At 34.5% G+C, this 12,015-nt stretch carries 15 protein-coding genes; 3 read left to right on the top strand and 12 right to left on the bottom strand.

What is annotated here, in order from left to right:
- Positions 1-13 precede the first annotated feature (13 nt).
- From BAU28_RS16460 to BAU28_RS16450, 3 genes are read right to left on the bottom strand one after another with little or no spacing between them, the layout of a single operon-like run.
- Positions 14-451, bottom strand: coding sequence for a DUF441 family protein (locus tag BAU28_RS16460; protein ID WP_002172501.1), 438 nt, complete (start codon positions 449-451; stop codon positions 14-16).
- A gap of 15 nt (positions 452-466) precedes the next feature.
- Positions 467-1,333, bottom strand: a complete 867-nt coding sequence (locus tag BAU28_RS16455; protein ID WP_083594764.1) for a HesA/MoeB/ThiF family protein — start codon at positions 1,331-1,333, stop codon at positions 467-469.
- A gap of 13 nt (positions 1,334-1,346) precedes the next feature.
- Entirely contained in the window at positions 1,347-2,195 is an 849-nt protein-coding gene (locus BAU28_RS16450; protein WP_071719179.1) for a HesA/MoeB/ThiF family protein, read from the bottom strand.
- A 435-nt stretch (positions 2,196-2,630) separates the two neighbouring features.
- Here BAU28_RS16450 and BAU28_RS16445 point away from each other — a divergent pair, with 435 nt between their 5' ends.
- The gene (locus BAU28_RS16445) at positions 2,631-2,843 is read left to right on the top strand and encodes a hypothetical protein (protein WP_071719178.1); all 213 of its coding nucleotides are present in this window, start codon (positions 2,631-2,633) and stop codon (positions 2,841-2,843) included.
- Positions 2,844-3,051: 208 nt separating this feature from the next.
- Here BAU28_RS16445 and BAU28_RS31585 read toward each other — a convergent pair whose 3' ends face one another.
- The gene (locus BAU28_RS31585) at positions 3,052-3,261 is read right to left on the bottom strand and encodes a hypothetical protein (protein ID WP_400559489.1); all 210 of its coding nucleotides are present in this window, start codon (positions 3,259-3,261) and stop codon (positions 3,052-3,054) included.
- A gap of 503 nt (positions 3,262-3,764) precedes the next feature.
- Between BAU28_RS31585 and BAU28_RS30450 the strand changes: the two genes are divergently transcribed.
- Positions 3,765-3,908, top strand: coding sequence for a hypothetical protein (locus BAU28_RS30450; RefSeq protein ID WP_165615170.1), 144 nt, complete (start codon positions 3,765-3,767; stop codon positions 3,906-3,908).
- Positions 3,909-3,937: 29 nt separating this feature from the next.
- Here the strand turns inward: BAU28_RS30450 and BAU28_RS29885 are convergent, their stop codons facing one another.
- The 6 genes from BAU28_RS29885 to BAU28_RS16410 form a co-directional block, all read right to left on the bottom strand.
- Positions 3,938-4,663 (bottom strand): 6TM ABC transporter family protein, encoded by a 726-nt coding sequence (locus BAU28_RS29885; RefSeq protein ID WP_071719177.1) that lies wholly within the window; start codon positions 4,661-4,663, stop codon positions 3,938-3,940.
- 15 nt (positions 4,664-4,678) lie between these two features.
- Positions 4,679-5,788: a DUF58 domain-containing protein gene (locus BAU28_RS16430; RefSeq protein ID WP_071719176.1), complete on the bottom strand. Its 1,110-nt coding sequence runs from the start codon at positions 5,786-5,788 to the stop codon at positions 4,679-4,681.
- The gene (locus BAU28_RS16425; RefSeq protein WP_071719175.1) at positions 5,785-6,717 is read right to left on the bottom strand and encodes an AAA family ATPase; all 933 of its coding nucleotides are present in this window, start codon (positions 6,715-6,717) and stop codon (positions 5,785-5,787) included. Before BAU28_RS16425 ends, BAU28_RS16430 begins: the two co-directional genes overlap by 4 nt.
- A 146-nt stretch (positions 6,718-6,863) precedes the next feature.
- The gene (locus tag BAU28_RS16420) at positions 6,864-7,157 is read right to left on the bottom strand and encodes a putative quinol monooxygenase (RefSeq protein ID WP_071719174.1); all 294 of its coding nucleotides are present in this window, start codon (positions 7,155-7,157) and stop codon (positions 6,864-6,866) included.
- Positions 7,158-7,203: 46 nt separating this feature from the next.
- A complete protein-coding gene (locus BAU28_RS16415; RefSeq protein WP_071719173.1) occupies positions 7,204-7,842 on the bottom strand; it encodes a nitroreductase family protein in 639 nt (212 codons plus the stop codon).
- 19 nt (positions 7,843-7,861) lie between these two features.
- Positions 7,862-8,290, bottom strand: a complete 429-nt coding sequence (locus BAU28_RS16410; RefSeq protein WP_002172515.1) for a MarR family winged helix-turn-helix transcriptional regulator — start codon at positions 8,288-8,290, stop codon at positions 7,862-7,864.
- Positions 8,291-8,704: 414 nt separating this feature from the next.
- Here BAU28_RS16410 and BAU28_RS16395 point away from each other — a divergent pair, with 414 nt between their 5' ends.
- Entirely contained in the window at positions 8,705-10,648 is a 1,944-nt protein-coding gene (locus tag BAU28_RS16395; protein WP_071719171.1) for an elongation factor G, read from the top strand.
- Positions 10,649-10,699: 51 nt separating this feature from the next.
- Here BAU28_RS16395 and BAU28_RS16390 read toward each other — a convergent pair whose 3' ends face one another.
- Positions 10,700-11,344, bottom strand: a complete 645-nt coding sequence (locus tag BAU28_RS16390; RefSeq protein ID WP_071719170.1) for an alpha/beta family hydrolase — start codon at positions 11,342-11,344, stop codon at positions 10,700-10,702.
- A gap of 21 nt (positions 11,345-11,365) precedes the next feature.
- Positions 11,366-11,833, bottom strand: a complete 468-nt coding sequence (locus BAU28_RS16385) for an NUDIX hydrolase (RefSeq protein WP_071719169.1) — start codon at positions 11,831-11,833, stop codon at positions 11,366-11,368.
- Positions 11,834-12,015: the final 182 nt, after the last annotated feature.

The raw sequence follows: 12,015 nt of genomic DNA, 5'->3' as shown, positions 1-12,015 counted from the left end.
TAGAATATCCCTTTCATTTCATAGAAATAATAGCTATTATCCCTGCCGCAATAATTAATCCGGCTGGTAACCCTTTTGTAAATAATACGGCAATAAGAGTACCTATTAAGACACCTAGCAATATCGTAGGATTCATAGGTAGAACTCCTACACCTTTTCCTCCTATGTATGACACAGTAAAACCTGCTAGAATGGATCCTAATCCAATAGGAGAGGTAATTAATTTTATTACATTTTCACTTGTAATTTTCCCAGATGTAATTGGTACTAAAAGGAATAACATCAGAAAGAAAATACCAATTGGAAAAGAATATTGTTGAATAAGATGTAATAAAGTTTTTTGTCCAACAGCAAGTACAACTCCTAATAAACAAGCCGCACCAGCTAGGGCATAATCCTTTATTAGCAGGGCGAGTGCCACAATAATTCCGAGTAACAAAAAAGGAAACATATTCTTTTACCTCATCTATAGTGTTGTATAATCCCAACTGCCATTTTCCGGTACAGAAACTTGTACCATATTCTGATTTGCAAGGTTAATTTGAATTAAATTTGGACTTATTATAGGTTTTAGTTCTTCTCGATTTATCATAAATTTAAATGCTTCAAAGCTTGCTAGAATGCCTACTATATTCGCAACAGGAGAAAGTACCGCCCATGGCCGATTTTTTTGTACATAACTATTTGCCCAGTTCTCATCCGCGCCGTACGTGACAGAATGAAGAGCACGCCCATCTTTTAATTTATGAATTTCATCTTGGATTTCTGTTGTTAGCTCTTGTTGATAAGACGGATATCCTAACGCAATTTCATAGGGTGTAGAGTCAGGAGTAAAAGACATGACGCCACCTCTAAATGGAGGCGTCACCGCAATCCAAATTGAAGGAATTCCTAAGATCTGAGCTGTACGATGGATGATTACTCTTGCTACTAAATTATCAGTCGCATCTATAATGACATCTGTATTTGTTAGAAGTCCCAATGCATTGTCCTCTGTAACAAACTCTTTTGTTATTTCTATTTGTAATGATGGGTTAATGTCTTGCAAAACTTCTAAAGCCACCGCTGCTTTTTGCTGTCCTAATTTACTGATGGAACTTAGCATTTGTCGATTGATATTACTTGTTTCAAATATATCTTGATCAATAACATGCAAAGAACCCACACCCATTCGTGCCAATTGGATGAGTGTAATTCCTCCTACGCCTCCTGCCCCAACTACAGTAACTCGAGAATTTTTTAATTTCTCCTGCTCCTCTACAGAGATGACACCAATATTTCGCGTAAAACTTTCTTCATATATATTTTGCATATCATTATTTTTTGTTAACAAATTATATTCCTCCTTACAGTGTTTTATAATCCCATCCACCCTTTGGGACTTCTTTTACTTGAACCGGAATATGACTATCTAAATCCATTACAATGCCTTTAGGCGCTCTAGCTAGAGGTTCACGACCAGTTAAAACTTGTATTGCTTCATGAAAACTAAATAGCGACAATAGATGAGCACGCATCGGTGTGATAATCCACCCTGCTTTTCCATCACAAAAATCTTGTGCCCACTCTTTCGGTGCGCCTTTCTCCACAGAATACCAAGCTCGACTTTTCTTTATATCAGCAATCTGTTGTCTTAATTCTTGATTTGTTAATTTGCATCCGACACTTGAGATGTTTAATGCTTCTTCATAAGGAATTCCGGTTGGAAAAAATGTAGAAACAAATCCTCGTGTGGGGGGGCTACCTGACATCCCGACACTTGGTATACCCAATTCCCTAGCTGTTCTATGTATAATAACTCTTGAAGGCATATCATCGACGGCTTCTACTACAACATCGTGTCCTTTTATAAGTTCAACTACATTATCCTCATCTACTCTTGTTTGTATAAAATTTGTTGATATATAGGGGTGTATATCTTTTACAACTTGTTCTGCAACCTTTGCCTTTGGTTCACCTAACACACTAGAAAGCGCTAACATTTGTCTGTTAATATTAGAAACTTCAAATTCATCGGGATCAACACCTGTAATATGCCCTATTCCCATTCGAGAAAACAGAATCGCTTCATATCCACCTACTCCCCCTAATCCAAAAATAATGACCCTCTTCTCTCGAAGGCATTCTTGTTCCTGTTTAGAATAAACTCCTATATTCTTCTTAACCATTTCCCAATAATATGAATCCATATCCATTTTAAAATCTCCTTTCTATGTAGTAACTATTTCAAGAAACATTACCTATGAAATAACTGCTATATATAAAAATAAGATAGATTTATGGCATTTTTGTGTGTTATTTGAAAAAAATGTGAAAAGACTTTCAATTCTTACTTTTCACTCCTTTTTTGAGTGAATTATTATATATTAATCTACCTGGTTCTGGTGCAAAAACTTTGAAATATATGAAAATGGTCTATCAAACTTGGACATACTGATACTAGCACTCTAAAAAAGGATGTGATTGGTATGGAAAAGCAAAATCTGTTCAAGTGGAAACTGAATTTTTATAATTAGTTAATTTCTCAATATAATTTGTGCATATGATTCCATTCAAAGATACAAAATATCTAAGTAACTATTTATAATTACATTGTTTTTATATCTAAATTCACAAAGGAGCTATATAACATGGATAAAAAAAATCTATTAAGTCAACAACTTGACCACGTATCATCAGATGCTCTGAATACTCCTAGTAAGGCTCAAGAACAAATGCAAGAAACATCTCAAGAGGCACATAATCCAAACAACACCAATGTTAAAAAGACAGGCATTACTCAAGATTTACATGGCGTGGACTTACCAATTTCAGACGTATATAGAACAACGAACAAAAAGTAAATTTTAAAGGGAAAAGTCTTAAGAACGAGTGAACTTAATTCTTTTCCCTTTTCCTATCCAAATAACTATTTTATGAAGCTTTTAAATACCTGATTTCCCTTGCACAATTACACATCTTTTCCATTCCTTCTTCTGGCCGACTCCAATGAGTACAATACAATCCCGCATAACCATTTCACTCATTTGAATTATCATTACCAAATTTGAACTACCCCCACACCGTTCCGCCACTTGAGAAGTATCTGCATTGCTTCTTGTCATACGCATTGGAATAGTGGTCAACGAACCATAGATTGCTACCAACATGTTTAAAATGAGCTGTTCTATTTTCATCTTCATAATGAAAGATATCTTTTTCGTGATCTGCTAAGTAACTAAGAAGTGAATTTACGATTTCAATGCGTTTTTGTTTGTCCATCTCCCATTCCCCTTTACGAATAATCTTTTTTATATTACACATACTACCTCAGAACCGACTTCCCACCGGCTTCACTCTTTTCAAAACGGGGATTTCTCCTCCGTGTCATGCACAAACGGCGGCTAACCTAGTCAGTTACCTGCCGTTTGTACATATAAACGTTTATATTTTTTTGCTAAGTTTTTATCTAATTTATAAGATATTGATTCATTTTTTGTTTTTGATTCTAGATTTGTGACTTTTCTAGTTAAATACTCATAAATTAGTATAAATACTGTAGGGAAGCATGTAAGAATGAAAGTACAAATCGAATTCATCGACTTTATTTTCTATTTGAGCTGTACCACGAATCGTAGATATAAAAAAGATGACTTTAGCAAAAGTCATCTTTTTTAGGGTTTAGTTCAAAGTTCCCAAGGATTTCTCTTATTTTTGTACTAGCTCTCCATACTATAATTCAAATCACTAAGAGTTAAAGTCCAAAATAAGACTATAGGTACAATTTGTATTTAAAACTTATTAAAACAATTCTGGGGTCAGAATTAAATATTAATGTTGTAATCGATGGTCAAGACTATACACAGGAACAACTTGAAGTCATTCAATATGAACGTGGACAACATGTGCTTCATGAAGTGAAGCTTTAATAAGTTTAGTATTTTATATATATTTTAACTTAATCCAATTTCCCATCCCCCTCTATCCACTTTATAGTTTTTTCCACATCTAACTCCGTATACGTCTTTTCACCATATCGAACAGACTCATATATCGGAATAATATCGCTCGTTCTACAAATTCTTCTTAACCACTGTTGCATCGTTTCATAGGACCTGCGCTGTTCCTGAAATGGTAAAGTTCTCTCCCATTCAACTAACCTTTTTCTTATCGTCTCTGTAGGCAGCGGATACTCTGACTGATGAATGACTTTTTCATTCTTTACGGTTCGTACCGTATTCTCTTTTGTTACCGATTGTTTCTCCTGCTCTATTTCTGTTTTCGTTAACCTTTTCCTAACAGATTTGTAGAGGAAATATATAATTGCGACTGCGATAATCACATAAAACGCTATAGTAATCCATGAATTTGAGAGCACTGAAAAGACGTCCCCCCATAAACTTTCCCGTTCAAAAACTGGAAACTTTCTATTCGTTTTCGTTCTTATACCTGTATCTCCTTCTTCATCATCCTTAATTGCTTCCCACTCTGGGGTTTGTTCGACGTTTATTGTTCTGTTATAAGTTTTTTCCGACTCATTCTCATTAAAAAAATGCTCTTTAACTACATCTTGTAAATGCACAACACCTTTTGATAACGTTATCGCACTAATCGCAAAGAAAAGTATGATTAAAGCTCTTACACTCCAAAACTTCACCTTCGTATGCCGCTTTTTATTCAACATGACATAAGCCCTTTCTTATTCTTTAATTACAATCCATTTATTCGTTCTACTATATTTCCTTGGAGAAGTACCCAAAATTAAAGGAACCGCATCCAATTCCTTACGACGAAAGCCAGCTGTGTAAAAATAAGAAGATGATACAGGCGTATCTTGGTCCGATATTGAGGCAAGTACTTTTAATACATTTTGCAAATGTTTCCGATTATCCCCGTTTTTTATATGCAACAATCCGTTATCTTTTACGCTATTAATCCATAATTCAAATGAACAGTTTTGCATGAGGAGTTGTTTACATATGCCTGCCGTTAATTCAATTAGTTCTTCTGTATCATTTCGCAAAGAAACGCCACTTTTATTTTGTAAATTAAGATAAACCGCATATTTATCTGATTGTGTTCGTTCGTATTTTTTCGCCGTTATCGTCCCTGTTTTTGCTGTTGCACTCCAATGTATGGAACGAAAATCTTCATTTTCATAAGATTTCACTCCCATTACTTTCGTTTCATCATATAGCGGAGACGACATTGCTTTTCGAAACCCACGTGACCATTCTTGTAATTCAGGTACTTGTATTTTCGGAACAGCCGGTAAAACTAAATAGGACGGCGTATTAACGTGACTATATGTTATGTGATTCGTTATAAATCCAAAAGGATCCGTAATAACAATTTCTACCTCTTCCCATTTTCCAACCCCTCTTCGTAATGCAATACTTTGTAAATCAAATGAAACTGACTCTCCTCCTTTTATATGAAATTTCATATAATAATTTGAACCTGTGCTATGATTTTTGTTTAGTTCATCATGATTCCAAGTTAGCTTATTTTCACATTTAAATCGAAATACGATATTGAAAATAGGAAATATCGAGTTGTTTGAAATTCTTATTTTACACATATTCGTTTCACCTATAAAAACGTTCGAATTGCCTTGATTGTATCCCCATTGAACGCGAGACACTTTACGTATGTATCCATGCGTAGCTCCTATTAAAATTAAATATAAAAATACGAGAGATAAAATTAGTAGATTACTTGAAAATACACATAAAATAACGGCTACAACTGAAACAACTCCTATTACGAAAGGATCCGCTAATGATGTATACACGAGCTGTTGATTCATCGTACATTCTCCACTGGCACATTAATTGTGTGAAGAATTTCTTTAATAATATGTTCTTTTGTCGTTTTCATCTCTCCTTCAATCGTTAACGTTAACCGATGAGCACAAACGGCTGCAGCAAGTGTCTTAATATCATCTGGTGTACAGTAATCTCTTTCATTTAATATTGCTCGTGCTTGGATTGCCCGCATAAATGCCAATGTGCCTCGCGGGCTTACACCAATTTCAATTAACTCATGCTTACGGGTTGCTTCAATAATTTCAAGAAGATAATCTTGCACATCATCCCCTACTAACACTTCCCTTGCACGTTTTTGCACCGTAATAATTTCTTCACTTGAAATAATAGAATGTAACGTTTCTAACGGATCATTCGTTTGGAAGCGATTCATCATTTCCTTTTCTGCTTCTCTCGTAGGATAACCTTGGCGTATAGTGAGTAAAAAGCGGTCTAACTGAGCATCTGGTAGTGGAAATGTGCCAGCCGATTCAAGAGGATTTTGCGTTGCAATTACTAAAAAAGGTTCTGGTAATGAATGTGTCTGTTTCGCAATCGTAACAGTACGCTCTTCCATAACCTCAAGTAACGAAGATTGTGTTCTCGGTACAGCTCGATTAATTTCATCAACTAATACTATATTTGCAAAAATAGGCCCTAGCCTCGTTTTAAATTCCGATTCCTTTACATCAAAATATTCAAGTCCTATGACATCGCCAGGTAAAGTATCAGCTGTAAATTGTATTCTTTGAAACTTAGCGTTCACACTTTTGGCTAAACTTTTTGCTAATGTTGTTTTTCCAGTACCGGGAACATCTTCTAATAAAATATGTCCTTTTGCTATAAGAGCAATTGCAGCCAGCTCAATTGATTCATCTTTTCCTATAATAACTTTTGAAATATTGTTAGTAATTTTCTTTAATATGTTCATATGTTTCACTACCACCTTTAAATATTTTTAAAATTAAGAATATTTTTTTCCAAATTATAACACATTAAGTTAAAAGTAAATATATTCATATCAAAATAAAAAAAGATGACCCCGGCAATACGCCAAAGTCATCTTCTATACCCATATTATTTTACTAGTTCACCGCTATAAACTTTTATATCAAGCGGAGCAGTTAAAAACTGTGATGCTTTACCAACGAAAGATGTGAAGTGTTCACTCGCATTATGGCTCGCAACTGCGGATTCATCTTTCCATACTTCTACCATCGTATAAACACTTTCTTTTTCTGTATTTTTATATAAATCATAAGATACATTTCCACTTTCTTCTCTTGAGCCATGAATTAGTGGCTGAATTTCTTCTAAAAATGATTGTTGTTTTGCTGGATCTACTTGAAATATTGCGTGAATAATAATCATGGTGTTTCCCCTCTCATATTCCATATATTTCTAAGACCTTATAAGATTACTTCCACTCAGCAACTTTGTCAATTGGAAGACGTACTGATTGGTAACCACTATCAGCTGCTTTTCCGATTGAAATTAACATTACTGGTACGTGACGCTCTTTATCTAATCCGAACGCTTCTGCGATTTGGTCTTTTTCAAATCCACCAATTGGACATGTATCATAACCGTGAGCACGAGCTGCTAGCATAAATTGCATTGCTACAAGACCACCGTCAATTAATACAGTATCTTTCATTACTTCTGGTGTAACCATTGAGAAGTAACCTGAAAGTTTTTTCATTTGATCTTCTTTTACTTCAGCTGGCATTAAACCACGCTCTACTGCTGTACCGTAAATTTCTTCTGCGTTATCAAAGTTATTTAAGTCACCAAATACAGCGATCATTGCTGAAGATGTTTCTACTTGAGATTGATTGAATTTCGCAAGTGGCGCAAGTGTTGCTTTTGCTTCTTCACTTTCAATAACTAAGAACCTCCATGGTTGCATGTTTACTGAAGACGGTGCAAGTGTTGCTTCTGTAAGAATTTCTGTCATTTCTTCTTTGCTAATTTTTACTGAAGGATCGTACTTACGAATTGAACGACGTCCTGTTAAAATTTCGTTAAAATCATTTGTTTTTACTGAGTTAGTCATAGTTGTATTCTCCCTTTTTTTATAATTCTTTTATATTTTCTTGAATGCGATCTAACATAGTTAAAAGATTATCGCGTTCTTCTTCACTTAATCCTTTAAATGCTGAAGCGGCAAAACGTTCTTTTTCCTCTTGAAACACTTGAATTTTATTTCTTCCCTCTTCAGTTAGAGAAACTAAAGTAATTCTGTTATCATCTGGATTTTTACGTCTTGTAATCATTCCGTTTGCTTCCAGCTGTTTTAAATGCCTCGTAATTGCGGCATTATCAATATTCACTTCTTGCTGAAGTGCTTTTTGACTAATTTCATCTACTTCATATAACTGAAGTATGAGTTCTAGTCTAGACTGACTCATACCAGTACACCCTTCAAACTTCGAACTTACTTCTTTATTGAGGAAGTGTAATTTATATAAAATAATCGCTTCTTTTGAGCATGAACTTGTCAAATTACCCCTCCTTTACATTCAAAACAAAAATATTTGATGCATCAATAGTTGATATGTCAATTAATATAATTGATAACAATTTAAAATGCAAGCATTTTGTTTTCTTTTTTATCCCGCTTTAACGGGCAGTAAGACTCCCCTCTCAAAATTCTGCTAATGCGAGGAAGTTAGGTGGGAGCTCCACTGCCCGTAAAAGCCCGATTGGTTCAACTAATAATCAGTGGGATGAACAAAACTCCCCCTGATTAAAGTTTCACTTTATTTTTCCAAATTAAGGCGCTTTGTCGCGTTACAAAAAATGTAAATTACATTATAATAGTAATAATTTAAATGACTGGAGAGTGATTGTAATGCGGCAATTCACAAATAGAAATGAGGAAATAAAAATGGAAAACGAAATGAGGATTTCAATATATGACAACAATAAATATAGGGATTGTCGCGCACGTGGACGCTGGCAAGACGAGTTTGACTGAGCGTATTCTTTATGAAACAAATGTGATTAAAGAAATCGGCCGAGTAGATAGCGGAAATACGCATACTGACTCAATGGAATTAGAAAGAGAACGCGGAATTACGATTAAAGCATCTGTCGTTTCTTTCTTTATAGGCAACTTAAAAGTAAATGTCATTGATACACCTGGACACGCTGATTTTATCGCTGAAGTGGAGCGATCATTCCGCGTTTTAGACAGTGCGATTTTAGTTATTTCTGCTGTTGAAGGTATTCAAGCACAAACTAAAATTTTAATGCGAACACTACAGAAATTAAACATACCGACTGTTTTATTTGTTAATAAAATTGATCGTAGTGGTGCAAACACAGAAAAAGTTGTGAAACAAATAAGAAAAACTCTTTCAAATGAAGTATTACCCTTCTATGCAGTTGAAAACGAAGGAACAAAACAAGCTCGTATTATTGAATATAAATCATATGACGATTGTATGGAACAATTAGCACCATATAATGATACATTGCTTGAATCATATGTAAATAACGAAATAATACCGGACGCACTTTTAAGAAAAGAACTAGAAAAACAAATACAGCAAGCAAATGTGTATCCGATTTTTTTCGGTTCAGCAATGACAGGTATCGGAGTAACTGAACTACTTGAAAATATTTCAGTCTTGCTTCCAGCAAATATTTCGTCTCAAGATGATATATTGTCCGGTGTTGTTTTTAAAATTGAACGTGAGTCTTCTGGCGAAAAGATAGCTTATGTAAGAGTTTTTTCTGGTAGTTTACACGTTAGAAAACATGTTGATATTCAGCGTAGTAAGTCTCTAACACATAAAGAAAAGATTAAAAAAATGTGTATTTTTCATAATGGCAATGCAGTTCAAACTCCTACTGTTCAAAGTGGAGAGTTTGGTAAGGTTTGGGGATTTAGCGATATTAAAATTGGTGATATTATCGGAGAACGGACGAATCATATTAAAGACATTCAATTGGCCGAACCACAAATGGAAGCAGCCATTAAAGCAATGCCTAAAGAAAAAAATCATGATTTATATGTAGCTCTTATGGAACTATGTGAAGAAGATCCACTCATTAAAGTGTGGAAAGACAATGTTCATAATGAACTATACATTCGCCTTTTCGGTGAGGTACAAAAAGAAGTTATTGAAACAACACTTCATGAAAAGTATAATTTGCAGGTTACTTTCTCAAATACACGAGTTGTATGTATTGAGAAACCAATTGGCATAGGGAATTCCGTTGAAGTAATGGGTGAAAAAGCGAATCCATTTTACGCAACAATCGGTTTCAAAGTTGAACGTGGGAAGCTTAACTCTGGCCTAACGTACAACTTAGGTGTTGAACTTGGATCACTACCTTTAGCATTTCATAAAGCGATTGAAGATACGGTATTTCAAACGTTAAAACAAGGTTTATACGGATGGGAAGTTGCGGACATTATCGTCACGCTAACACATACCGGCTATGCAAGCCCTGTTACAACAGCAAGTGACTTTAGAAATTTAACACCGCTCGTATTAATGGATGCTTTAAAACAAGCTGAAACATGTGTATATGAACCATTAAACGAATTTGAATTAACTGTACCGGAGTACTCAATTAGTACCGCAATGTATAAACTAGCTGCCATTCCAGCAACTTTTGAAGAGCCTATATTATATAATGACTCTTACCAGTTAACAGGATCATTACCTGTTGCAAAAACAGAGAGTTTTAAACGAATGCTACATTCATTTACTGAAGGAGAAGGTATCTTTACAACAAAGCCAGCTGGTTTCACAAAGCTGAAGGCTCCCTTCCCTACTCGAAAACGTGTTGATTATAATCCGCTGAATCGGAAGGATTATTTTCTTCATGTGCTGAAGGCTTATTAAATAAAAAAGAGGTGCAAATTGCACCTCTTTTTGCATGTATTGAAACTTAAATTAGTTTGTCCTTACAACTTCTTTAAGTTTTTCTATTACTTTTGCTATAGCTTCAATTGAATTCTCTGTTTCAAATTTCCCAATATTTACAGAATGATCTGCGTTTTTGACAATATCGATCTTTAAATTCGTTTTATATAACTGATCAATTTGATCTGCATCGTACTGGTGATCTTTATCCCCAATTACTAAAAGCCCTTCATGATCACTATGTAAGATAGAATCAAAAATCGTATCAAACGTCAGTAAAGGTGTCAATAATATCATTTTTGACTGTAAAAGCTCTTCTCTCTTCATTAAATCATTTGCGATTGGAATCGTTCCGAGTGATTTCCCTAAAAACATTGTATCGTTGTATTGTCCTCTTTTTAATACTTCATTTATTACGGGATTAATATCATCCATCATTACTTTCGTTATCTCTTCCATTGGTCTATTCATTACCTGTTCGTCGTAAGAATAATGCATATGCACTACATCAATTTTATGTTCAAGCATTAACATCGTTGCATAATAAAATAATGGTTTATCATAATTGTAGCCTGAACCTGAGAACATAAAGCAAATTGTATTAGAACCTTTTTCAATATGTGTATAACGAATTACTTTATCATCTATATGTATCTCTTTTTTATTCCCCTTCACGGTTTTCCCCTCCGGATACGTTTACTTTTGTAAAACGATATGTTCTGTATGAACTGCTATATCCTTTACTTTCTCTTTTATAAATGCTGGCTGTAAGTTATATGCATGTAGCTCTTCTATCGGCACCCACTTAAACATATATGTTCTACCCTCTTCTTGCAGAATATATTGATCCGCTCCATTTGCAGGTAACTCATGTAGCTCTACTTCATAATAAAAACTAATTTCATGAAACTTCCGCTCAGAAAGTGTAAAGAAATTTTCTACTGACCATATTAATCTCTTCACTTCAATAGGAACGCTTAGTTCTTCTGCAAGCTCCCGTTTTAATGCATCTTCACTATTTTCTAGCATTTTCACACGTCCGCCTGGTACGTACCAAAAATCTTCACCGTCACCTTGCAGAATGAGTATTTTATTATCGTGTTTACAAATTGCTCCGACGCGGTAATTAAAACATGTTTCCTCTACTTTAAATGTAAGATCCACTATTTTGTACCACCTTTATATAGTTTTAGATTAAGAAATTAAACAATTGTAATTGCAAGTAAGTACAAAAAAGCTTTTTTCATATGCACTATACCTAATTACACACTATTATTTATAAATTAAGGTTACTAAATCCAATCATGCCTTTCAATATTTTTAGATAAAAACCATTATTCTAACTA

The organism is Bacillus paramycoides (genome assembly GCF_001884235.1).
Taxonomy (GTDB): domain Bacteria; phylum Bacillota; class Bacilli; order Bacillales; family Bacillaceae_G; genus Bacillus_A; species Bacillus_A paramycoides.
The sequence above is the reverse complement of the archived record's forward strand: the minus strand, read 5'-3'. Positions and strand labels throughout refer to the sequence as shown.